Origin of the sequence: Flavobacterium davisii, from assembly GCF_019565505.1 — a bacterium.
In the GTDB taxonomy this organism is placed as follows: Bacteria; Bacteroidota; Bacteroidia; order Flavobacteriales; family Flavobacteriaceae; genus Flavobacterium; species Flavobacterium davisii.
On record NZ_CP067378.1, the window covers coordinates 377,400 to 402,810 of the forward strand.

The window sequence follows — 25,411 nt, forward strand, 5'->3', positions numbered from 1 at the left end:
TTAATTTTGTTTTTCTGAATTTATATTTGTTTTGGGTTTACTATTTTTTAACTCATCTTCAAATAACATTCGTACTGAAGGAGTATAATCATCGTCAAACTGACCACTTCTTACTGCTCTAATAAAGATGTAAAGAAAAGTAACAGCTAATACAATGCTGATGCAGATTAATAAATATATAATACTCATATCTTTATTTTTACACTTCAAATTTACCTTGACTATATGGGATAAAATATGATTTTTATCATACTCCCTATTTTGTTTAATATTTCAAGTTTCTTTTTTTAATAAACCTCAAATCTGTAACTTAAAATTATTTTTTAGACGCATAAAAATTACTCATTAATGTTACAAAACTCACAATAGTAATAGTGCTTAATGGCATTATAATAGCAGCCACTATAGGTAATAAATTACCTGTTACAGCATAACTAAGTCCTATAACATTATACAATAGTGATAATCCAAAACTCATATAGATGGTTTTCATGGCATTTTTTGAATATTGCATAAAAAAATGTATCTTGGAAAATTGGGTTGCATCTAAAATACCATCACAAGCAGGAGAAAAAACATTCACATTTTCTGAAATAGCAATTCCTATATTACTTTGAGCTAATGCTCCTGCATCATTCAATCCATCTCCTACCATCATAACATTTTTGCCTTCTTTCTGCAATTTTTCAATATATTGTAACTTTTCCTCTGGTTTTTGATTAAAAACTAAACGCGTAGAAGAGGGTAACATTTTTTGTAAAATCTTTTTTTCTCCATCATTATCTCCTGACAACACAACTAATTGGTATTTTTTAGATAAATTTTCAAACAGTTGTTCCAATCCTTCTCTATACTGATTATTAAAAACATAACTCCCTTTATATATTCCATTCCATTCAATATGTACTTTGGTTTTTTTATGAGTATTTTCACTCATGTGTTCCAAAAATTGAGAGGAACCTAATTTTATTGAATTTCCAGCTATTTTTGCAAAAATTCCTTTTCCTGTTATCTCTTCAAAGTCTGTTACTTCTATTTTTTCATAAACTGGAATAAAATCATATAATCTTCTACTTAAAGGATGATTAGATCCTCTAAGTACATTTTTCAGCTGTTTTAATTCTATTAAACTTAGTTCTGTTCCTTCGTAAGTTATAGCCGTTTTTTTATTAGTTGTAATGGTTCCTGTCTTATCAAAAACAATTGTGTCTACTTTTGCTAACTGTTCTATAACCGTTGTGTTTTTAAGATACAATTTTCTATACCCCATTATACGAAGAACATTACCTAGCGTAAAAGGAGCTGTTAATGCCAATGCGCAAGGACAGGCTACAATTAGAATTGCCGTAAAAACATTAAAAGCGGTAACAGGTTGTCTAAATATCCAAAAAACAAAGGATAAAAAAGCTAATAGTAACAATGCTGGGGTAAAATATCGACTGATAGTATCTGTAATTGTTTTATACTTTTGTTCTACTCTTTTTTGAAAAACATCATTACTCCATAATTGGGTTAAATAACTTTGCGATACAGAGTTTAACACTTCTATCTCTATTACTTTACCAATTTGCTTTCCTCCAGCATATACCTTATCTCCCGATTTTTTCTTTATTGGAATGGCTTCACCTGTAACAAAACTATAATCAATAGACCCTTCTGATGTAATTAAAATACCATCTACAGGAATTAATTCTTGATTTCTAATTAAGAGTCTATCTCCTTTTGAAATATCATATACCTGAATAGGTTCTTCTAATCCATCTGCTGTAATTTTCGTAATGGCTATTGGAAAATAAGATTTATAATCCCGTTCAAATGATAAAAAATTATAGGTTTTTTGCTGAAATAATCTTCCTAATAACATAAAGAAAATCAATCCACACATACTATCAAAAAAACCTTGCCCGTAATCAAAAACTATATCTATAGTACTTCTAACAAACATGACTACAATTCCTAAAGCAATAGGAATATCTATGTTAAGCATTTTTGACTGAATGCTTTTCCAAGCAGACACATAATATCCCCAAGCGGAATAAAAAAAAGGAGGTAATGACAAAGAAAAAATTAACCAACGAAAAAAGCTTTTGTATTGTTCTATCCAAAACTCCCCTACTTCAAAATATTCTGGAAAAGAAAGCAACATAATGTTGCCAAAAGAAAAAAAGGCAACCCCTATTTTATAAATTAAGGTTCTATCAACTTCTTGTCTTTTATTTTCATAATTTTCTAAACTAATGTAAGGTTCATAACCTATTTTACTAAGTATTTCAACAATATCTTTTAGATTCGTTTTTACTGGATTATAGGTAATTCTAACTTTCTTTTGATTAAAATTAACTTGTGAACTAACAACTCCTTCGATTAACTTTTGAAGATTTTCTAAAATCCAAATACATGAACTACAGTGTACATGTGGTATATACAAAGAAACAACATGAACTCCTTCTTCTTCAAAATCCAATAATTTAGAAACGATTTTTTTATCATTCAAAAAAACGTACTTCCCCTTAATATCCTGTGGAGCAGTACCGGGGGATTGCTCAAAGTCATAATAACAAACCAAATCATTTTGACTAAAAATCTCATATACTGTTTTACAGCCCACACAGCAAAAAGACTTGTCTTCTAAAACAATTTCTTCCGTTTTTACAATATCGTTTCCACAATGAAAACAATGTATTTTATCCATAAATTCATTTGCTCTTTAAAACCTTCAACAAATTTCCTTTCTTATTGATTATTTTACTATGATATTTGTCATACTTTAAATATCTTTGGATGCTGATTTTTGTGCTATGAGCAAATGTGAACAATGTATCGTTAGACAATTCAGTTCTTTGAAGGCTCTAACAAAGGACGAATTATTACGAATGGCCGAATGTAAAACGTCATACACCATTAAAAAAGGAGAGTCTATTTTTGAAGAAGGTGATATGACCAATGGCATATTTTGTATAAAGGATGGTGTTTGTAAAATGACCAAACTGAGTACTAATGGTAAAGACCAAATTGTAAAATTAGTAAAGTCGGGAGAACTCTTAGGACAACGATCTATGATTAGCGAAGAACCCGCCAACTTAAGTGCTGTTGCCTTAGAAGATATGGAAGTTTGCTTTGTTCCTAAAAGCGAAATTTTGAAATTTTTTAATCAAAACAATCAGTTTTCTATGAATATAATGAAAACTATTTGTAGTGATTTAAAGGAAGCTGATGATCACATGGTTTCAATGGCTCAAAAAAGCGTAAAAGAACGTTTAGCAGAAACTCTTATTTATTTAGAAGAAACTTTTGGTAATAATGAAGACGGCTCTCTTCGTATTCAACTATCCAGAGAAGAATTAGCTGGTATAATAGGTACCGCTACCGAAAGCTGTATCCGATTACTTTCTGAATTAAACAAACAAGAGTTAATCAGTATATCAGGTAAAAAAATTGCTATTAAAAATAAAAACCAATTACGAAAAATAGCAGAATAAATTTTAATATCACAATATACTTTTCTCTTTAAATAATAAATTTAGCCAAATAAAAATAACTTTGAATATAAAAAGAAGCGATTTCTTTGTCTTTTCTATCTTCATCACAAAAGATACTCTTTACTTAGTTTAAAAAAGACTCTTTTTGATTGTACTAAATTAGTTCTTTGCAAACAATAAATGTCAATAAACTAAAAAACAATCCTTATAAACCACTCTAAAAAAATACAAAACCATTCCTATTTAACGTAAGTTCGACATAAAAAGCATTGATTTTTAAGATATTACACAAAAACTTTGTACTTCCATTAGTACTTTCTTTGTGTTTTTCGTCGTATAGCTATTCACAAAGTTCCTCAAAGAAATATGAAAGAACTGTTTATTAGCAAGTTAAAAGTTTTTTTAAGTCGAACTCTCGCTATTTATGATTAATTCTTTTTTCTTTACTTCTTCATATTTACACATATTCCGCATTAAAACTTCATTGTGAAACAAAATTTCTCAATAAATTCAAATGCTCATCAAAAATTACAAAAGAAGAAATAATAAACTATTTTGATCATTAAAATTTGAATACGTATTTTGAATTTAAAAAACAAAATGGAATAGATCAGAAGTTGCTAATTCACTTCAAATCCAACACCGAATTTGAAGTTAATAGAAAATTAAAACCCTATTTTGATTTTTACTCAAAATAGGGTTAAAAACTAAAAAAAACTTGATATTACTTTTATTTATTTTCTTTTTAAATTATTTCAGGACAGTCTAAAAGTGTCTTTACTACACAAGTATAACGCATCTTACTCCTTTTTATTTTCAATTAAAAAGATTTTACGCTATATAATTCTAATTATTTTATTAAAATCTTTTTTCTGATAGTGTATTGATCTGATTTTATGTCTAATAAATAAATTCCTTTCGGATTATTTGAAATATTAATTTCGTCATTAGGAGATAACGATTGAAAACTTTTTTCAAAAATCATTTTTCCTGACACGTCATATATAGCCATTTTTAAAGGCTCTTCAATACTAACATTAATTTTAAAAACGCCATTAGATGGATTAGGAAAAACACCTCCTTTATATTCATTTAATACCTGCTCTTCTACAGCAAGTGTCCCGCTAGGTAAAGCAACTCTCCATATTCCTCTTCCGTAAGTTGAAGCCGTTAAGTTATTTTCAGAAGTATTAATTTTTAACTCTGTAACTTTTACTCTTGGCAAACCATTATTAAAAAGACTCCAAGAATTAGATTCTTCATCAAAATAATACACGCCTAAATTAGTTCCTACATAAACTGAATTTTTTTGATTTCCTTGCGCTGCAATACAATAAGTAGTTGAATAAGGCAAATTAAAACTTATATCATTCCATGTTTTTCCTGAATCAGCTGTTTTATAAATTTTTCCTGCATATAGTATATAAAAAATAGCTGGATTTACAGGATTAAAACAAATAGCTGCTAAGTTCTTAACCAATCTTGAAGTAGAAGGAAGAGTAATTACTTTTGGAACTAAATTACCTAAATTATCCCTTTCTTCTTCAGTATAAATTAATTCATCAAAATTAGCATTAGCCTTACTTTTTCTATAATATAACAATCTATTAGGATATAATGGATTAACTTTCATATTCTTTATATTATATCCATTAGAATTATTCGTTATCGGTTTCCAAGTCCTATTAACCAACTCCTCTATCTCTTTCCAGCCTCCATAAATATTTCCTCTATTTGAAATTTCTAAAGGAGTAACCCACTCTCCTTTTTCATAACTATGATTTGCAATAAAAGAACCATCATATTTTGAATTAAAATTATATTCATATAAATTTCCGCCATACTGTGTAAAACCGTATGCTAAATGAGGTTTTACTGGATTTATTGCGGTATCCATACCATCTCCTCCATAAAAATTAGACCAAACATCATTATCTGATACATATCCCCCATTGTCCTGTAATCCTCCTACCAATCTAGAATTAGTTAATGGTGAAGTATCCATTTTATAAAACTGGCTTATTTGCAAACCCGATGTTCTATTTACAAAAGTATTACCCGCATCTTTAGAAATATAAATACCTCCATCTGAAGATACATATACATCAGAACCTACTGTTCTTATATTATGTATATCTGCATGCGTATATCGTGGATCAGAAATATTACTCCAATGATTCAATTTGGTAAACGTTATCCCTCCATCTTTTGAACCCCACATATTAAGACATCCTGTATAAATCAAATCTTTATTAGTTTGCGATACAGCCAATGCCAAATCATAATAACTTTGGTAGCTTTCTAAAATATCAGTCCTATCATTTTTAAGTGTAAAATTTTCTCCCGCATCAACCGATAAATAAACCCCTTTAAAGCCATTTAAATCTCCAGATGTATTAGCACCTAATAAGTACAAATAATTAGGATCTGCCTTTGTAGTAGCCATAAGCATCTTTTTTACTCGCACAAAAGATTTCTTCATTTCCCAATTTACCCCATTATCAACACTTTTATAAATAAAAGTATCTCCTCCTGTTGAATTAGAAGCATACACTATATTTGAATTAGTAGGATGAAACGCCAACTGATAGATAACGTCACTATCTGAAGTTAGTTCAAAAGAAAGTCCTCCATCCTCTGAACGATATACACCTGAATTAGTTCCTACAATTACAACATTACTATTATTAGGATCTATCAATATTGTTCTACCATAATTCACATCTGTTAGCCCCATTTTTATCCAAGTATCCCCTCCATCATTAGATTTGTAAAGACCATCAAAAACGGTATCTGCTCCGTCTGCATCTCCAGTTATTGCATATATTACATTCGTATTATTAGGATCTATTGCTAAACCTGAAATACCTATAGAATCTATAAAATCAGTTTTAGGCGACCAATTTAATCCTCCATCTGTAGATTTCCAAACACCTCCTGCAGCTGCACCTATATAAATTATATCTTCATTATTAGGATCTGTAACAGAACAATTCACCCTACCTTGACCTGTACTCCAAGATCCCTTATTAGTATATGTAAAAGGCCCTGCTGGTGCCCATAAATTGTTTAATGATTTTCTGTAAATTTTGTCATTAAAAGAAGGACTTTCTTTAAATTCAGTCTTCATTTTATCAATTGCAATCGAATTAGGCAAATAACCGTTTTCGTCTACCTCAAAGCTTGCCATATACTTCCATCTTTGATACACTTTCCAACCACTACCCTTAGCATCAATAATGCGATTTTTAAAAGATTCTTCAACTCTTTTATTAATCTCATCAAATTTAATAGTCTTATCTTCAATTGACTTATACATCTTTTGATCAAAGACAAACGATTGTGAATAGAAGTTAAAATTAAAAAACAGCAAAGCCGCTATTAAATAAGTTTTCATAATATTGTTTGTTATTTTAATACAAAATAACCCGAAAACATAACAAAAGAACTAAAAAAAACGACGAAATACACATAAATCCCTTAAAGTGTTTTGAAAAATCTTATTTCTTTTTTCAAAAAGTAAATATTACATTTGTCCCAACAAACACAACAACACAATAAAAATGATTCATTTTTTTGGTAACGCAACCAACACTGTTTTTGCCGTACAAACGCAAAACGAATTATCGACTGAAGATATCAACAAATTAAACTGGCTTTTTGGCAACGCCCATAAAATAGAAAAATCCGTATTGGCGGATTTTTTTGTTGGTCCTCGTGCCGCTATGGTAACGCCTTGGAGTACGAATGCCGTTGAAATCACTCAAAATATGGGTATTCAAGGGATTATCCGTATTGAAGAGTTTCAAAAAGTAACAGAAGATTTTATTGATTTTGACCCGATGTTAGCTCAAAAATACTCGGAATTAAATCAAGAAATTTATACTATCAATATTCAGCCAGAACCCATTCTTGAAATTGAAGATATTGAAGCTTACAACCAACAAGAAGGTTTAGCATTAAGCACCGAAGAAGTTGCTTATTTACATAATCTTTCAACTAAAATTGGAAGAAAATTAACTGATTCTGAAATTTTTGCTTTCTCACAAGCCAATTCAGAACACTGTCGTCACAAAATTTTCAATGGAACTTTTGTTATTGATGGTGAAGAACAACCTACTTCTTTATTCAAATTAATTAAAAAAACATCGGAAACACATCCTAACGAGATTGTTTCAGCCTATAAAGATAACGTAGCTTTTGTAAAAGGACCAAAAGCGGTTCAGTTTGCCCCAAAAAGTGCTGACAAACCTGATTTTTACCAAGAAAAAGAATTCGAATCGGTTTTATCCTTAAAAGCAGAAACGCACAATTTCCCTACTACAGTAGAGCCTTTCAACGGTGCTGCTACGGGTTCAGGAGGTGAAATTCGTGACCGTTTAGCAGGTGGTCAAGGTTCTTTGCCGTTAGCTGGTACAGCGGTGTATATGACTTCTTACTCGCGTTTAGAAGAAACGCGTCCGTGGGAAAATGCTATGGATGAAAGAGCTTGGTTATACCAAACTCCAATGGATATTTTAATCAAAGCTTCCAATGGAGCTTCTGATTTTGGAAATAAATTTGGTCAACCGTTAATTACAGGTTCAATTTTAACTTTCGAGCACGAAGAAGAAGCGCGCAAATTAGGATTCGACAAAGTAATTATGCAAGCGGGCGGTATTGGTTACGGAAAATTAGAACAAGCTAAAAAACACGAACCTAAAGCAGGCGACAAAATCGTTATTTTAGGTGGTGAAAACTATAGAATTGGTATGGGTGGTGCTGCGGTATCTTCGGCAGATACAGGTGCTTTTGGTTCGGGTATCGAATTAAATGCCATCCAACGTTCTAACCCAGAAATGCAAAAACGTGCAGCAAATGCCATTCGTGGTTTAGTAGAAAGTGATAATAACCCTATCGTTTCAATCCACGACCACGGTGCTGGTGGACACTTAAACTGTTTATCAGAATTAGTAGAAGCTACGGGTGGTTTAATCGATTTAGACAAATTACCAGTGGGTGACCCTACGCTTTCGGCTAAAGAAATCATCGGTAACGAATCGCAAGAAAGAATGGGATTAGTGATTGGTGAAAAAGATATCGAAACCTTAAATCGCATTGCTGAGAGAGAACGTTCTCCTATGTACACTGTAGGTGATGTAACTAATGACCATAGATTTACTTTTGAATCGAAAACTACAGGTGCAAAACCAATGGATTATGCTTTAGAAGATTTCTTTGGTAGTTCGCCTAAAACCATAATGACGGATAAAAAGGTTAATCGTAATTATGCTAATCCAGAGTATAACGTTACCGAAATACCAAACTACTTAAACCAACTATTACAATTAGAAGCGGTGGCTTGTAAAGACTGGTTAACCAACAAAGTTGACCGTTGTGTAGGTGGACGTGTAGCAAAACAACAATGTGCTGGTCCGTTACAATTACCATTGAATAATGTAGGTGTAATGGCATTAGATTATAAAGGCAAAGAAGGTATTGCAACTTCTATTGGACACGCTCCAGTAGCCGCAATTGTTGACCCAGTAGCAGGTTCTAAAAATGCAATTGGTGAAGCGTTATCCAACTTAGTTTGGGCTCCTTTAAAAGATGGATTACAATCGGTTTCTTTATCAGCAAACTGGATGTGGCCTTGTAAAAATGAAGGTGAAGATGCTCGTTTGTACGAAGCAGTAAAAGGTTGTTCGGATTTTGCTATCGAATTAGGCATCAATATCCCAACAGGTAAAGATTCGCTTTCAATGAAACAAAAATACCCTAATGATGAAGTAATAGCACCTGGTACGGTTATTATTTCAGCTATGGGAAGTTGTTCAAACATCACTAAAGTAGTTGAACCTGTACTTAAGAAAGACGGTGGTAACATCTACTATATCAACCTTTCACAAGATACTTTCAAATTAGGAGGCTCTTCTTTTAATCAGATTTTGAATAAAATTGGTAATGAAGTTCCAACAATGAAAGATGCGGTTTACGTACGTAAAGCATTTAATGAAATTCAAAACCAAATTAAAGAAAGAAATATCAGCGCAGGTCACGATGTAGGAAGTGGTGGTTTAATCACAACTTTATTAGAAATGTGTTTTGCTGATGTAAATATTGGTGCCAACATCGACTTGACTATTCTTAATGAAGCGGATACTGTAAAAGCCTTATTCAACGAAAATATTGGGGTAGTATTCCAGTCTAATTTAGGAGACGAAGCTATTGATTTAGCTTTTGCGAAACGCAATGTGAAAGTATTTAAAATTGGTACAGTAACCGAAGGAAATACAATTTCAATAGCAAATTTCAATGACAAATTCAATTTTGATATTCCTCAGTTAAGAGACACTTGGTATAAAACATCATTCCTATTAGATTCAAAACAATCTAAAAATGGAATGGCACAAGAACGTTACAATAATTACAAAAATCAACCATTACAGTTTGTATTCCCTAAAAACTTCAGCGGTACTATCGCCTCACCCTTTGGGGGAGGTCGGGAAGGGGCTCCTAAAGCGGCTATCATCCGTGAAAAAGGAAGTAACTCCGAGCGTGAAATGGCCAATGCGATGTACTTAGCTGGTTTTGATGTAAAAGACGTACATATGACCGACTTAATCTCAGGTCGTGAAACGCTTGAAGATATCCAATTCATTGGAGCTGTAGGTGGTTTCTCTAACTCAGACGTATTAGGTTCAGCAAAAGGTTGGGCAGGTGCTTTCTTATATAACGAAAAGGCAAATACTGCTTTACAAAACTTCTTTAAACGTGAAGACACGTTATCAGTAGGTATTTGTAATGGTTGTCAGTTGTTAATGGAATTGGAATTAATCAATCCAGAACACGAAGTACACGGAAAAATGCACCACAACACTTCTAACAAACACGAAAGTGGCTTTACTTCGGTGAAAATCCAAAAAAACAACTCGGTGATGTTGTCTTCATTAGAAGGATTGACTTTAGGCGTTTGGATTTCACACGGGGAAGGGAAATTCAAATTACCATACAGTGAGGATAAATACAACATTGTAGGTAAATATGCTTACGAAGGTTATCCAGCCAACCCGAATGGTTCTGACTATAACACTGCAATGATGTGTGATACTACAGGCCGTCACTTGGTAATGATGCCACACATTGAACGTTCTATCTTCCCTTGGAACTGGGCACATTACCCTGACCGCGGACAAAAAGACGAAGTTTCTCCTTGGTTAGAAGCTTTTGTGAATGCTAGAAAATGGATTGAAAATCAGAAATAAAAGGAAAGCGGTTGTAAGACCGCTTTTTTTGTGGGATATTTTTTATATTTGTGAATAATATTATTGACATTAAAAAGTTCAACGAAATTAAAAATATTTATGACCAAAGAAGCTAAAATTGAACGTCGTAACAATATTATAAAAGGATTAGCAATTGCTTATCAAAAAATGTTGGAGTTTAAAAAAGAACGAAACAGCGAACTTGTTATTCTAAAAGAAGATAAGATTGTAAAGATTAAATTATAAAAAAAATGAAAGCGGTTGTAAGATCGCTTTTTTGTGGGGATTTTTTTATATTTGAAAAGTAATACAAACTAAAAATTAATGTCTAAAAATTTTACTGAAACAGAAACTTGGACTATTGAAGACTTAATTCTTTCCCTAACAGATGAAAGTCACAAAAAAATAAAATTGAAATTCCTAAATTTCAAAGGACACTAGTATGGAATAAAGAACAAAAAAAAAAGTTTTATTGATTCAATAAAAAATGGATTTCCAGTTGGATCTTTTTTATTATTTAAATCATCAACTAACAAAAATGCTATTACATATTTTAGTTTAATTGATGGACTTCAACGATCTTCAACTTTAAATCAATATTATAAAAGACCTACACAATTTTTCGATAAAACAAATATTAATTTTGAATCCTTCAAACCAATTATTGATTTTATAATTTCTAAAAACCAAAATGTTTCTGAAGATGAAATCATTAACTCAGTTGTTGATTGGATTGTAAATTTAGAAGGATTTATTGAAAGTAAGGGTTTTTCTTCATTTGTAATTAGTTCATTTATAGATGAAAAATTTGATTTATTGCTTAAAAAAAATGAATTAAATTCTTTATTTAATCTATTTGTACCTGTTCTTGAGGAGATTAAAAATGAAGCTGATATATCAAAATTTAATATTCCAATCCTTGTTTATACTGGTGACCAAAATAATTTACCGACAATATTTGAAAGACTTAATTCAAAAGGCACTCAACTGAGTAAGTATCAGATTTATGCTGCGACTTGGTCTTCGTATTCAACTATTTCAATACTTAATAGAGAAATTACTGAAAATATTAAGAAAAAGTATGATCGCCTACTCGAAGAAGGTTATGAAGTAGAGAATTATGATGGAAGTCCTAGGTCTTTTTATTCATCTCAATTTTCATATTTTGAATATTTGTTTGGTTTAGGAAAACACCTATGTCAGAAATATGAATATTTATTCAAAGATTCTTCTAAAGTTGAACAAGAAGATTCAATTGGATTTAATTTAGTTAATATTTGTTTAGGATTAGCCTTCAATGAAATGGATAAATTACCTGAACACCTTTCTAAATATTCTCTTTCAGATTTTGAATCTAAATTATTAGATTCTGTTGATATAACTTACAATCTACTAAAAGGATTTATTTCTTTAAAAATGAATAAACAAAAGAGAATACCTATAAATCATACTGAATTCCAAATCATATCAATTATTGGTAAAATCTTTCATTCTAAATATGATACAAATCTATCCATTAAATCTGAATGGAATGAAAAACACATCAATTTAAAAAATAATATCCCTTATCATTATTTATACGATATCATAAGAGAACATTGGAAAGGTTCTGGTGACAGTAAGGCATACTCTATAATTTTTTCAACAAGATATGAAACACAAATCCCTAAAAATACTTGGAAAAATGTTTTTGAAGAATGGTTGGTTAATGAGTTAGATAAGAAAGAAAAACAAAGAGTTGGAGTAAATGATAAAGCAATCCTTTTTTTAAAATATTTATATACACATTCTTTAAGTGCATATGAAGAAATCTCTGACAAGCAATTTGATATCGAACATCTAATACCAGTTGATAGACTTAAAAACTATGCAACAAAAAATAATGGTTTACCAATCAGCGCCTTACCTAACTTATGTTTACTTGAAACTAAATTAAATAGAGAAAAAGGTAATGATACATTTTATGAACATTTCGACAATTTGGTTTCGCTAGGTGAATTTACAATCGAGCAAGCTCAAAAAGAAATTCAGAATATTGAGAAATACACTTATACTTCAAAAAACGATTTGTCTTTTGTCAATAATATAAATCAATCAAATTATATATCATTTTTAAAAAACAGACATAATAAAATAGTTGATTTATTCTTTGAAGCTAATAATATAGTCTAAATGTTATATTCTGCAATGCAAAACAATGCATCTTCAAAACCACATTCACTTCCGTGTATCCGCATTACATAGCTAAAGCGGAGAAAAAGGTCGTACAAAAATGGAAGTCGATACGATTATATGTTGGTTAACGGGTTATAATTAAATACAATTAGAGGAAATTATTGCTCAAAGAATTCATTTTGACTTAGATTATGTGACTCCTCCTTCCGTCGGAGTGACAAACTGGACGATGATTTTAGGAATGAATTACTCGTAATCTTGTCATCCTATGTTTGTCTAGATAAGTTTCTTTGAATATTTATAAATTTATTTCAACAGAAGAAAGAGAAAGACAAAAGCTAAATTTTGTCATCCCGACGCAAGGAGGGATCTCATAAAGTAAGCAATACATAGCTTATAAAATTTAATCTAGATTATGCAACTCCTCCTTTCGTCGGAGTCACAAACAGAACGTTGATTTTATTTAAAAAAGATGTATTCGTAATCTTTTAATCCCGACCCTAGGAGGGATCTCATAAAGTGGGTAACACATAGCTTATAAAATTTAATCTAGATTATGCAACTCCTCCTTTCGTCGGAGTGACAAACTCAATAACAAAAAATAACTTATATTATGGATCCATTCAATCCTCAAAAAGGTTTTCATACATATTATGTTTATATCATCACAAACGATTTTCGTTCGACTTTTTACATTGGAATGACAAACAATCTTAAACTCAGATTAGAACAACATAGATTAAATATAGAAATCGGTAATAAAACATTTGCAGGAAAATACAACTTAAAGCATTTGGTTTATTACCAAACATTTACTTGGGTACAAGAAGTAATAAATCGTGAAAAAGAATTAAAAAGTTGGAGACGAGAGAAGAAATTAGAATTAATTAAAGAATTCAATCCTAACTTTGAATTTTTGAATCATTTTTTTGAATAACTGTATTAAATATTAAATTCTTTATGTGACTCCTCCTATCGTCGGAGTGACAAACTAGACGATGATTTACTATAAAAAATTATTCGGCATTCTTGTCATCCTTACCCAAGGAGGGATCACATAACGTACGTAACACATAGCTTTTTAAACTTAATTAATTTTAATTCAACTGGATTATATAACCCAAAGTGATAAACTGTTAATGATTCTTAGAATTTAATTACAAAGCAATATAAAATAAATTTATATTTACAAAAAATTAAACAATGGATTTCTGGATATTTCTACTACTTATACTTTTCATCATTTTATATTCTCAAATTAAAGATTTAAAAAAAAGATTCAACAACGCTTTATCTGATATTAACAAACTAAAATCAGAAAACAATTTCTTAAAAAAAGAATTAGAAAGCATAAAATATAAACTTGAAGAAGGTTTTATAACAACTTCTCCTGTTATACCTGAAACAGAAAAACCTTTAGAAGTTGTTCAGGAACAAGGCATTGAAAATATTTCACGTATAGACGTTGAATTTGTACCTCCTAGCACTACGGAGGAAAAACAAATTGTAGCCGAAACTATCAATACTCCTATTGAATTATCTCAAACAGTGTCTCAAACTCCAGTTGCTACACCAACTTCAGTAGAATTCATTGAAGAACCTCAATCCAAAACTATTCAAGAAGTAGTACCAACCGAAATTAATAAGATAAATAGTATTGAAGAAAAAGAAGCGATTCCTTTTACCAAACAACCAACTAAAGAAGAAATATACCAAGAAAGTGCTTTTTCAATTTTTCTAAAAAAAGCCGAAAAACAATTTGCAGACAATTGGACAGGAATTCTAGGTACTGCCATTATGGTTTTGGGCATTGGCTATTTGAGTATTTATACGGCTTTGAAAGTATCACCGTTTTTCAGAATACTCATTTTATGGTTATACGCCGGCTTATTTGTTGGTTCTTACTATATTCTTAAAAAGAAAGAAAAATGGGTAAATACTGGTTTGTGGTTACGAAGCGCAGGGGCCAGTTTGTTTTTATTTAGTTGCTTTGGTGCATCCCAAATTGATGCTTTGACTTTTATTTCCAACACAACAATGGGTTACGCTCTTATTGGTCTTGGAATAGGGGTAAATTTATATGTAGGTTACATCATAAAAAAACAAACTTTTTTATCGCTTCACGTTGTCTTGAGTATCTTAATACTTTGTGTTATTCCTGATAAATTATTAATTACATTCCTCTTGGCAGCCATTACAGCTACGATAGGTATTCTTCTATCTTATAAAGAAAAATGGGAATATCACTTGTTAATAGTCATTATAGGTTTTGTGATATTCGATATTTGGTTTAATGCCCAAGGAACAAAATTAACCGCTACCGAAAATATTTTTGCTATTCTTGGAATCATTACAGTGGCTGGCAGCTGTTTATTTATGCCGTATAGAGCTATATATGAAAATTCCTATTTTGACAAACCTGCTTTTATTACCCATTTGACCAATTGGCTTTTGTTTGCAACGGGATTACTATTGCACGCAACGGGAAGCAAATTTAAAATAGTTGTATTATTTCTAGGTGCAATAATTTGCTTTTTTATGGCACTCAAAGCACGAAAGAAAAAAGTGTACTGGTTATATAATCTAGATGGTATGGTTTCTTTTATTCTTGCTGGATTGAGTATCATTATGCTGAATGATTGGAATATAGGACTTGATATTATTGCTTGTATTCTTTATAGCCTAGTTCTAGTATGTTTATTCATTGTTTACAAAGAAAAAGAAGTTTTACTACACAAAATACTCTTGTCAGTAAATCACTTTATGGTAGTAGCCTTGACCATTTTCTTTGCATTACTAGTAACAAATAATATTGAGGCAAACCAGAGTTTTACTATTTTATTTTCTTCGATCCTACTCTTTTGTATAGCAATAGCTGTTCCTATTATTTCACAAGTAAAAAAAGAATATCTAGAAGTTGATTCTCTTTTCCTAGAAAAAAGCATTAGCATCAATGGTCTATTAGCGATGATTTTTTCTACCATCGTTATTTTAAAATGGAACGCTTTACACGGTAATTCTTTTTACTATGCTTTGATAGCTTTTGCAGGAATATGGTTCTTTTTAAAATGGAAATTTGATGCTAAAACTTTTGAAATAGGAAGAATTCTTTATTATTTGCTAACTATTTTAATTGGCCTTGTTCTAATTAACATTCAAGACAAAACCTACCAAGATGGACTATTTAGTATTGGTTTATTCGCTATCATAACCCTAAATTGGTACCAAAAAGAATTTTACAAGAATGATTTTTACGTACGCTTTTCAGGAATTGTGGGGGTAAATATCTTACTACTAATCTTAAACTTTAAATATTTAAGCCATTTTGAGATACTTCAAATTTTTAGTTTGTTTAGTATTGGTTTATTGAATCACGAATTTCTTTGGGTTGCCTACAAACGAAAAAATCTTTGCAGTAACAATCAATCGATTTTGTATCTGTTTTACTTTTTATTTATAATTATAGGTACTTTAACATTTATTTTCAAAACAACTACGTTTTCGAATACAAATACAGCTCTCATCAGCATAGGAGTTGTATTAATAGAATCGTATGTTTTATTTGGAAAAAGATTTAGAAAATTCACCGACGATAATTTACCCAATTGGGAAAAATTAAATGTTTTTAATACCGAGTTTATCATTATTACGACTTTGATTTTTGGTATTTCTTGCATAAGAATAACGTATTTACCTATATACATTGCCTCGTTAGGAATACTTTTCTTTATCGCTTTTCAAAAATTCACAGAGTGTAAACGCTTTTTAGTGTATTCATTTGCACTAACAGTAGCTGCTACTGTTCTAATGGTTTCAACTGCATTAAAAAACAATACAACTGACTCCTTTTTTTACGTTTACCTGTCTCAGTTTATAAGTTTTACAATCACCTTAGCTTATTCCTATTTATATATCACAGATAAGAATATACCTGAGGATAAAAATTATTCGTTTATCTTACCTTATCTTCAAAATATAGGTCTATTATTCTTATTATTTATTCAATTAGATACCAATTGCATTTCGTTATTTTTAATGCTTTTAGCTATAAGTAATTACTTTGTAATTACCCGATTAAAAGTAAAAATCCAATCTTTTACCATCTCTATAATCGGTTTACTCTCTATAACCAACTCATTAAATTACAGCATGTTACAATGGAATCATTTTAGTTTTAGTGATTGGTTTTTACAATTAGGAGCAATTACCCTAGGTTTTGTATTGGTTATTTTATTAGATAAAATAGAAAAAGTTGAATCTCTAAAATCGTATAACCAAATTACCATAAACGCGTGGTTATCCTTTATCATGTTTTCCCAATTAGAACATAAATGGTTACCTATTTTTTGGTGTGTTGTTGCTATACTAAATCTGTACTTGTATCATAAGAAAATAAGCAAAGTGAAAGATATCCATTTTGTGTATTATTTGTTGGCCAATTTACATTTAGCTTTCTTTAGTTTTAATTTTTATGAAACCAAATTTTTAATCTTTTATCTATTAATATTCATTCTACTTGCTGTTTATATTTATCTAAGTTATAAATGGATGGAAGAGTTTAAACTCAAAAATAGCTTATTAATTTACCCTGCTACGTTAAGTATAGGCTCCTTTTTATACTTGACTTTTGATAAAGGAATATTAACCTTCTTCTGGATATTAGAAGCTTTAGGCTTGCTTATTTTAGGTATTGCTTTAAAAAGAGAAATATTTCCGATATGTATCGCTTTTGTTAGTTGGTTTATGTCTTATTCGATTAATGTTTTTCGATTTGTCTAATGCCGACTTTCTAATTAGAGCTTTAGTCTTACTGGGCGTAGGTGTGGTATTACTAGTAATGAATACTTTATTTAAAAAATATAAGGATAGGTTTGAGTAAAATTCGTTGTATTTTAAACATTTAGTTTTTATATAAAAATTATATGGGAATCAGAAATATTATTTTATAGCCAATTGAAAAGTTTATGTGTCTTTACTTTTTCAAAAGAAAAAGTAAAGACACAAACTAAATAACATAAAATTTATATTCTTATAATCCAAAAAGCAATCAATCCATAAGATTTTAACCCAATTTCCGTATTAAACTTGAACTAAGTGAATTGGCAGAACAAATCTTATTTCACTTTATTTTTCTTCAAAACGAACTCTAATACGCAATCTGGTTTTAAAGTAAAGATAAAATCAATAAAATTTTCATTAGCTTTGTATGGATGAGAGAAAAGAATCTTTATATTATTTCAGGTTGTAATGGTGCTGGAAAGACCACTGCTTCTTTTACTATATTACCTGAAATATTAGATTGTAAAGAATTTGTAAATGCAGATGAAATTGCCAAAGGGCTCTCCCCTTTTCAACCTGAAAAAGTGGCTTTTGAAGCGGGAAGAATTATGTTACACAGAATTAATGAGTTACTTTCACAGGATGAAAGCTTTGCATTTGAAACTACCTTGTCTACCAGAAGTTACAAAAACAAAATTATGGAAGCTAAAAATAAAAATTATAACATAACTTTGTTATTCTTTTGGTTACGAACAACTGATCTAGCCAAAGAAAGAGTAAAAACAAGAGTAAAAGAAGGTGGACACAATATTCCTGATGATATTATAGAAAGAAGATACAAAAAGGGAATTTTAAATTTATTTGATCTATATTTACCGATTGTAGAACAAGTTCTCCTATTTGATAATTCAGAAGGAAACCATCAGTTAATAGCTGAGAAATCAAGTAGTGATGAATTGAATGTATTGGAAGCTAAAAAATTCAACGAAATTAAAAATATTTATGACCAAAGAGGCTAAAATTGAACGTCGTAACAATATTATAAAAGGATTGGCTATTGCTTATCAAAAAATGTTGGAATTTAAAAAGAACGTAATAGTGAACTTGTCATTATTAAAGATGATAAAATTGTAAAAATAAAATTATAACACCCTGTTTTTCATATTATTTAATAAAAATCTTCCTCTATCAGAATAAGAAAATGAATTTCTTTTTTACTGTAAAGGTTTTACTGTGTTTTTGTTATCTGCCAGAAGTGAAGAAATTATAAACAAATTGCACTATACAAATTAGCTTAAACCTAGATTATGCGTTAGAGATTGATTACAAATAAATAAGGCATTGTGGTCAAAAATGGCGCTTTTTGTCACTTAATTAGGTTGCCTAAAAGTTCTAAATCTTATCCTTTACACAAAAGGAGAAATAAAATAAGATACTATTGATAATGTGAGTTCTTTCTTTGATAAAAGTGACAGAGAATACATTAAGTTAGGGCTTTTGTCCGTTTACACCTACAAGAAAAAATTTTCGTACATTTTTTATTTGTCTTTTCATCTTCAGCACGGAATATAATACAGAATTTAGGTTAAACCTAAATAAAGTCTGCTAAAAAAATAATTTTATTTCTTTTACTCAAAACTTTAATTTTAAAAACAAACAGCTGGTTTTGTTTACTTATAAGATTTTGCAACTTGGCAAAGTGCAAATTTAGAAATATCTACTTTTAACCCAAATTACGCATTAGACCCGAGCGTAACGAATAGACGAAGTAAATCTATTTCATTTTATTTTTCTTTAAATTTAAACACGTACTCCCTTTTTATTCATCGAAATAGTTCACTATTTCATCTTCTAAAATTTTCCGTGAGCACTTAAATTTATTGATTTTTTTGTTTCACAACGAAGTCTAATGCGGAATCTGGAGTCAATTCAGTACTAATATTCATTTTAAAATCGAATATTCACTTTTATACTAAATACCCATTTTGACAAACTGCTATGTATTTATATGACTGACATATTTTTTACATCGGAAGATAGAAGAAATCAGACAATGAATAGAACAAAGATGTTATGGTATTTAATTTTTGATTTTTCTTGGAATCACAAAAAAGTTTGATTAACTAAATTAACGGGGTTTAGATTTGATTTATGCAAATTCTGTAACTAAAAAGGCGTTCAAAAAGTAACAATTTAGCATTTAGTTTACCTATCCAAAAGAAATAATAACTTTTCTTTTAAATCTTTACATTATCTCACTTTGATAATATAAAGTAAAGTTACTAAAGTTAGATAAGAAAATTGTAAACTTTTTGAACATCTTTTTAAAGATAGTTTCTATTTTTTTTAATTATAAAATAATTTATATATTAAAATTAAAGTATTTTATAATATATAAACTTGTTTTGTAATGGTTGCCCTTCCCCAATTATAATTAGGAGGTGATGAAGACCACATATTAAAAAGGAAAGTTGAATTAAAAGATGAATAGTACTCTATATAACCATTAAGAGAATAGGTTATATTTACAGGAGATGCTCCTGTTGTTAACTTTTCAATATATGTATTCGAAACCGTTAACATATCGGCTGTTGATCCATACGGTGATGAAACTTCATAATTATTTACAATAGTCGATTTTCTAGAGCCTGCTTCTGCCTCTACCCCATTTTTTAAAAACCGGATTCCATAATATCCTACTACTTCTTGCTTAGGAAAATTAGAAATACCTATAGGTACTGAATAGTTTATGATAATCATACAACTTTTATTGGCAGGAAGACTTATACTAGTGGATAAGCCTAAATTTATATTATTTACTGTTCCCGGAGTTGATATTGAATAGCTAACAGGATTGGAAGCAACAATACCATCTACATCTGAAGGAAGATAGCTATTGAATGTCGCTATATTTCCACTACTATCGCTCGTCAGTATTTGAGTTGAACTTGTAGTAGTTGGAATATTACGAACTCGTAAACTTCCATTTATATCTAATGTAGAGGTAGGCGAAGCTGTTCCGATCCCTAAATTACCTGTATTTGTCACTCTTAACCTTTCAATGTTATTTGTTTTGGTTATAAAATCATTATTATTTGTTGTCCCTATAAAATTGGAAGTTGGAGTGGTATTATTATTTCCTAAAATACTCCAATTAGTAGGAGTAGATGTATTTTGACTGGTTAAAAGTAACCACTTACTACCATCCCAATAGTAAAAACCCGGTATTACATCATTTGGTGACACTCCTGCAGTTGCGGTGTTATAAACAATAGTACCCGCTACTATTGCTCCTCCTTGTGGATTTAAAACTGGTGCTTGAATGTTGGATGCCGTTAGTTCAACTCTTGGAGGCACTAATCCGTTTGTATTAGAATTAAGATCTAATATTCCTTCTGGCGTTACAGTACCTATTCCGACCTGTCCTTTAAGTAACATGGAGCTTAAAATAATAAAACTTAACAATAATCTTTTTTTCATCCCTCTTACATTTAAATTCGTCTACAAAGTTAATATTTTTAAACCAACCCCTCATATATTTTAACAAAAACATGAAAGTTATCACACTAAATATCAGTATTTTACTACAAAAATACATATTACAAAAAAGAAACATCAATAATCATGCCTAAAAAAAGTTTTTATCCCTTTTATTTATCTTATAGATATCCAATTGTAACTAAGTAGGATCTGTTGAAAAATTGAACCCTTCATGAAATCCAGCCCTTTTATAGTTGATTTAATATTTTTTTTGGGGAATTATATTTTCAAAACTCAATTTTATAAGTTTTAGAAGATTTTTTTTCAATAGTTTTTAGGATAGTAGCTCTCAAGTAAATTATTGAATTTATTTTTTCTCAAATAATATAGAATAACAGATTCGAAATGTAAACTTCTTTCGCATTAACCCGTATTCTATCTTAGAAATTTATTAGAAATAAAAAGAAATTCTAATCTAATAAAATACTATTTTGTCTTCAATTAGCTTGTTTTGAAATTTTCAATCTTATTATTTTACAATAGAAGAAATCACATAATATTGATAATATTACTTTTCTTCTCCCTTGGATCAAAGTGACAAACCAAGCGTTAAATTAGGCTTTTGTCTCCATATCTGCGAGAAAAAAATTCTGTCTCTTTTTATTTTCTTTGTCTTTTTATCTTCACCAAGAAATCGAATGAAAAATTTGGATTTAAGATGATTTAGGAACTCTTTCTTATCATTTTACCCGTTGTCCTTTTATAAAGGTGTTAACTGGTTTTATATACGGAATAGCATCTATATCTTCTATCATCAGATCGTTATCGTAAATTACAAAATCAGCCCATTTCCCTATTTCTAAACTTCCTTTTTCGCCTTCTTCAAAATTAGAATAAGCAGACCAAATGGTCATTCCTTTTATTGTTTCTTCTCTTGACAAAGCATTTTCGATTTGAAATCCTCCTTCTGGATATTTTTTTAAATCTTTACGGGCAACCGAAGCATAAAAAGTGAGCATGGGATTTACTTCTTCTATAGGAAAATCAGTTCCTAAAGCAATTATCCCTCCCGCATCTAACATTTTTTTATAAGCATACGAATGTTTTATTCGCTTTTCCCCCAAACGTTCTGCTGCCCAATACATATCGGATGTTGCGTGTGTTGGTTGAACAGATGGAATAATATTAGAGGAAAAAGTATTAAAATCTCTTTCTTGTATTACCTGTGCGTGTTCTATCTTCCATCTTCTGTTGGGTTTATCTTTTAACACTTCTTTATAAATATTTAGCAAAACAGTGTTTGTAGAGTCTCCTATAGCATGTGAATTCATTTGATATTCTGAATTTGCAATTTGTTTTGCCAATTTTTGAATATCTTCTATCGATGTTAATAATGCCCCATGATGATTTGGTCGATCATTATAAGGTTGGTGTAGACAAGCTCCTCGGGATCCTAAAGCACCATCTCCCATAAATTTAAAAGATCGAACATTTAATTGATCTGTTTTATAAGGGCCTAACTGGGTGTATAAATCTACATTATCTTGCGTGGCATTTACCATAGCGTAAATATTAATTTTTAACTCTTTATTTTTTTGTAATGAGTCTATTAAATTAATCGTTTCTTTATCCAAACCTGCTTCATTAATAGTTGTCAAACCATATTGAAACATTACTTTTTCTGCATCTTTTAGTGCTTGTACTTGAATTTGTTTGGTTGGTTTTGGTATAATATTATAGACTAAATCCATAGGATTATCTATTAAAATACCTGTCAGTTCTTCATTTTTGATTTGAATTTCACCTCCTGATACTTTAGTCTGAGGTGTAATTTTAGCCAATTCTAAAGCTTTTTTATTAGCTAAAAGAGCATGACCATCTATTCGAGTTAAAACTACTGGTATATTAGGAAATAGGGCATCTAATTCCTTTTTGTAGGAAATTCTTTAATATTCCAATCATTCTGATCCCATCCTCGTCCTGTTATAAACGTGAGATTCTTTTCTTTTTGAAATTTAACAATTCGATCTAGGACTTCTTGATAGCTTTTCGTACCTCTTAAGTCTACTCTTTGAAGGTTTAATCCAAAGCTATAAAAATGAGCATGCGCATCATAAAGTCCTGGAAAGATATATTTTCCTTGTGCATTAATCATTTTTGTTGATTGGTATTTTTTTATGATGTCAGCAGATTTACCTATGGCTACAATTTTTCCATTTTTTACGGCAAATGCCTCTGTTCTAGAAAAGTTTTTATCAACTGTATAAACTGTTCCGTTAGCTAGAATCATATCAACCTTTTGCTTTTGAGCTGAGGAGGTAAAATAAATCAAAAGATTTAATATTATTAATGATAAGAATGCTTTCATTTCGGTTATTTTTCTTTATAAAGATACTTTTAATAGATTTCTAACACTTGGTATAAAACGCCATTTAGTTCAAATTGGTAATCTATTGATTGTCCTATTAGTTTTTTTCCTAGAGGAGAGTTTGGTGAAATGCCAAAAATAGTTTTATTATCAATTATTAGTTTAGGCAAAGCGCAACTAATAAAAACGGTTAGCTTATTGGTTTTTACAAGACTTCCTAAAACAATATTTTTATGTTCTTGAGTTATGTCTATTTTTTTCTAAAGTAGATTTAGATTCAATTGCTTCTCGCAATTTGGTTGATAGTTTTTCTTGTTCAAGATGCATCATAGACAAAGCCGTTTCGTGCTTATCTCCTGCGGATCCTTTAGCATCATTGGAAGCGTCTTTAGTAAGATCTATAATCATATCTTGAAAAACATCTATCTTATCTTGTATGATTTGAAGATACTGGCTGTAAATTTCTTGTTTTAGCATCATTTTCAATTATAAACAGGTATATTATTTATAGAAAAATAATTATTTTATTTTTAAAAAAATTAATAATTAAGCATTTTAGACTATTTTATAAATCAAACTTGTAGCTTGCCCCTCCTATTATTTGTGTACCTTGTACAGGATAGTTTAACCATCTTTGATAATTTTGATTGGCTAAATTATTAGCTTTTACAAAAAATGTCCAACGATCGTTGTATTTATAACCTAGATGCGCATTAATATCAAAATAAGCCTCTACATTTTGTACAGAATCTGGATAAGTAAAACCTGTATAATTTTTAAATTGATCTTTTCGTTCACCTACATAAAATAATTGTGTTCCTGCATAAAATTTTTGTCCTATAGTAAAATCTGCTAAAAAGCCTATTTTAACAACAGGTAAATTCCATGCCTCTAATTGATTTGTTGTTTGATATGAATTAAAGGTTGCATGAATACCTAATGCTATATCTTTATTAACATCTGCTTTTAATTCTCCGAAGAAACTAAAATTCTTAATATCATCGTATATAACATTAAATGAGTTTCCGTAACTATAATTTTCTGTAGGGTTAGATAAATAGGGATTACTTACAAAGAGCGCTTTATTTTTTACTGATTCATACATTGATTTTAGATGATAAGAAACCGTATTGGCTAATTTACCATTTAAACCTATAAATAAGGCATATTGACGATCACTTGGTTTAGCGTCTAATGTAGGAGAAAAGAATTTATTTTGAGTCACAAAATTTTGATATGTTTGCTGCTCTAAACCTCCTTCTACTCCTGTTGTTAGTACCATTAAGTCATTAACTACTTTATAGGATGCGTAGATTTTAGGATAAATATAAAAGCTTGATTGAGTTCCTTGATCTATTCCTGAATAAATATTTTTTAATCTAGCTTGATAGGTTAATTCAGCACCAAAATCTATAGATACATCATCTTTTTAAAAGTAATACTGGGATGTGTACTAAAAATGAGAGAGGATTGTTGTATCGATATGTCTTTTCCTTGATTGCTTACATTTATTTGAAAACTTTTATCAAAAGAAGTGTTAACGTAGTCTAAATTGAAATTAAGTTTTAAATTCGTTTGATTTACATCAAAATTAAATCGGGGATTTAATATAAAACGATTTTCACTTGAATTATAATCATCTGAAAATCCGATATAACGAATATTCATTTTGTTTAAAAAACTTTTAGCTACTATTAATTCAGCATCTGCTTTTAGTGTATTGTAAATATGTTGAGGCTTTATAGAATTAACATTTTTAAAATTGAAGTTGGGATTTTTTAATGGTAAACCATACCAATTGTATCCTTCTCTTCCATAAGAGGCATCAACTTTTAGTATATTTTGATTAAATGTGTAGTCATAGAATCCTCCTAGTAATAAATCTT

The 25,411-nt window shown here is 30.0% G+C and carries 14 protein-coding genes and 2 pseudogenes; 8 read left to right on the top strand and 8 right to left on the bottom strand.

The window, feature by feature from the left end:
- Complete coding sequence (gene ccoS / locus JJC05_RS01995) at positions 1 to 189, bottom strand: cbb3-type cytochrome oxidase assembly protein CcoS (protein WP_088391602.1); 189 nt, start codon at positions 187 to 189, stop codon at positions 1 to 3.
- 127 nt (positions 190 to 316) lie between these two features.
- A complete protein-coding gene (locus JJC05_RS02000) occupies positions 317 to 2,692 on the bottom strand; it encodes a heavy metal translocating P-type ATPase metal-binding domain-containing protein (RefSeq protein WP_105196779.1) in 2,376 nt (791 codons plus the stop codon).
- A 106-nt stretch (positions 2,693 to 2,798) separates the two neighbouring features.
- Between JJC05_RS02000 and JJC05_RS02005 the strand changes: the two genes are divergently transcribed.
- A complete protein-coding gene (locus JJC05_RS02005) occupies positions 2,799 to 3,479 on the top strand; it encodes a Crp/Fnr family transcriptional regulator (RefSeq protein ID WP_105196807.1) in 681 nt (226 codons plus the stop codon).
- An 850-nt stretch (positions 3,480 to 4,329) separates the two neighbouring features.
- Here the strand turns inward: JJC05_RS02005 and JJC05_RS02010 are convergent.
- Positions 4,330 to 6,798 carry a T9SS type A sorting domain-containing protein gene (locus tag JJC05_RS02010; protein WP_164849080.1) on the bottom strand — a complete coding sequence of 823 codons (2,469 nt, stop codon included), beginning with the start codon at positions 6,796 to 6,798 and terminating at the stop codon, positions 4,330 to 4,332.
- Positions 6,799 to 7,042: 244 nt separating this feature from the next.
- Between JJC05_RS02010 and purL the strand changes: the two genes are divergently transcribed.
- The 7 genes and pseudogenes from purL (at position 7,043) to JJC05_RS02045 (ending at position 18,696) form a co-directional block, all read left to right on the top strand.
- Positions 7,043 to 10,723 (top strand): phosphoribosylformylglycinamidine synthase, encoded by a 3,681-nt coding sequence (purL, locus tag JJC05_RS02015; RefSeq protein ID WP_235878106.1) that lies wholly within the window; start codon positions 7,043 to 7,045, stop codon positions 10,721 to 10,723.
- A 99-nt stretch (positions 10,724 to 10,822) separates the two neighbouring features.
- Entirely contained in the window at positions 10,823 to 10,969 is a 147-nt protein-coding gene (locus tag JJC05_RS02020; protein ID WP_235878107.1) for a hypothetical protein, read from the top strand.
- Between the two features lie 201 nt (positions 10,970 to 11,170).
- Positions 11,171 to 12,895: a DUF262 domain-containing protein gene (locus JJC05_RS02025; RefSeq protein ID WP_258929746.1), complete on the top strand. Its 1,725-nt coding sequence runs from the start codon at positions 11,171 to 11,173 to the stop codon at positions 12,893 to 12,895.
- 5 nt (positions 12,896 to 12,900) lie between these two features.
- A pseudogene (locus JJC05_RS18645) lies at positions 12,901 to 13,037 on the top strand (DUF2200 family protein); the annotation flags it as partial.
- 474 nt (positions 13,038 to 13,511) lie between these two features.
- Positions 13,512 to 13,835, top strand: a complete 324-nt coding sequence (locus JJC05_RS02035) for a GIY-YIG nuclease family protein (RefSeq protein ID WP_127823162.1) — start codon at positions 13,512 to 13,514, stop codon at positions 13,833 to 13,835.
- 266 nt (positions 13,836 to 14,101) lie between these two features.
- Positions 14,102 to 17,677, top strand: a complete 3,576-nt coding sequence (locus JJC05_RS02040) for a hypothetical protein (protein WP_235878109.1) — start codon at positions 14,102 to 14,104, stop codon at positions 17,675 to 17,677.
- 431 nt (positions 17,678 to 18,108) lie between these two features.
- A complete protein-coding gene (locus tag JJC05_RS02045) occupies positions 18,109 to 18,696 on the top strand; it encodes an ATPase (RefSeq protein ID WP_088394704.1) in 588 nt (195 codons plus the stop codon).
- A 1,366-nt stretch (positions 18,697 to 20,062) separates the two neighbouring features.
- Here the strand turns inward: JJC05_RS02045 and JJC05_RS02050 are convergent.
- The 5 genes and pseudogenes from JJC05_RS02050 to JJC05_RS16410 all read right to left on the bottom strand — a co-directional run bounded on the left by JJC05_RS02050 (position 20,063) and on the right by JJC05_RS16410 (position 25,193).
- Complete coding sequence (locus tag JJC05_RS02050) at positions 20,063 to 21,157, bottom strand: phage tail-like protein (RefSeq protein ID WP_105196784.1); 1,095 nt, start codon at positions 21,155 to 21,157, stop codon at positions 20,063 to 20,065.
- A 740-nt stretch (positions 21,158 to 21,897) separates the two neighbouring features.
- Positions 21,898 to 23,525 (bottom strand): annotated as a pseudogene (locus JJC05_RS02055) (amidohydrolase).
- 231 nt (positions 23,526 to 23,756) lie between these two features.
- On the bottom strand, positions 23,757 to 24,005 hold the full coding sequence (locus tag JJC05_RS17875) for a hypothetical protein (RefSeq protein WP_309597387.1): 249 nt from the start codon (positions 24,003 to 24,005) through the stop codon (positions 23,757 to 23,759).
- A gap of 85 nt (positions 24,006 to 24,090) precedes the next feature.
- Positions 24,091 to 24,807, bottom strand: coding sequence for a hypothetical protein (locus JJC05_RS16405; RefSeq protein ID WP_258929409.1), 717 nt, complete (start codon positions 24,805 to 24,807; stop codon positions 24,091 to 24,093).
- Between the two features lie 128 nt (positions 24,808 to 24,935).
- Positions 24,936 to 25,193 carry a hypothetical protein gene (locus JJC05_RS16410; protein ID WP_258929410.1) on the bottom strand — a complete coding sequence of 86 codons (258 nt, stop codon included), beginning with the start codon at positions 25,191 to 25,193 and terminating at the stop codon, positions 24,936 to 24,938.
- Positions 25,194 to 25,411 lie beyond the last annotated feature (218 nt).

Excerpts from the sequence above, each read along its gene's own strand:
- JJC05_RS02035 (WP_127823162.1), top strand. The coding sequence starts at position 13,512 with ATGGATCCATTCAATCCTCAAAAAGGTTTTCATACATATTATGTTTAT.
- JJC05_RS02005 (WP_105196807.1), top strand. The coding sequence starts at position 2,799 with ATGAGCAAATGTGAACAATGTATCGTTAGACAATTCAGTTCTTTGAAG.
- JJC05_RS02040 (WP_235878109.1), top strand. The coding sequence starts at position 14,102 with ATGGATTTCTGGATATTTCTACTACTTATACTTTTCATCATTTTATAT.
- purL (WP_235878106.1), top strand. The coding sequence starts at position 7,043 with ATGATTCATTTTTTTGGTAACGCAACCAACACTGTTTTTGCCGTACAA.
- ccoS (WP_088391602.1), bottom strand. The coding sequence starts at position 189 with ATGAGTATTATATATTTATTAATCTGCATCAGCATTGTATTAGCTGTT.
- JJC05_RS17875 (WP_309597387.1), bottom strand. The coding sequence starts at position 24,005 with ATGATGCTAAAACAAGAAATTTACAGCCAGTATCTTCAAATCATACAA.
- JJC05_RS16405 (WP_258929409.1), bottom strand. The coding sequence starts at position 24,807 with ATGGTACTAACAACAGGAGTAGAAGGAGGTTTAGAGCAGCAAACATAT.
- JJC05_RS02000 (WP_105196779.1), bottom strand. The coding sequence starts at position 2,692 with ATGGATAAAATACATTGTTTTCATTGTGGAAACGATATTGTAAAAACG.
- JJC05_RS02045 (WP_088394704.1), top strand. The coding sequence starts at position 18,109 with ATGAGAGAAAAGAATCTTTATATTATTTCAGGTTGTAATGGTGCTGGA.
- JJC05_RS02010 (WP_164849080.1), bottom strand. The coding sequence starts at position 6,798 with ATGTATAAGTCAATTGAAGATAAGACTATTAAATTTGATGAGATTAAT.
- JJC05_RS16410 (WP_258929410.1), bottom strand. The coding sequence starts at position 25,193 with ATGAATATTCGTTATATCGGATTTTCAGATGATTATAATTCAAGTGAA.
- JJC05_RS02020 (WP_235878107.1), top strand. The coding sequence starts at position 10,823 with ATGACCAAAGAAGCTAAAATTGAACGTCGTAACAATATTATAAAAGGA.
- JJC05_RS02050 (WP_105196784.1), bottom strand. The coding sequence starts at position 21,157 with ATGAAAAAAAGATTATTGTTAAGTTTTATTATTTTAAGCTCCATGTTA.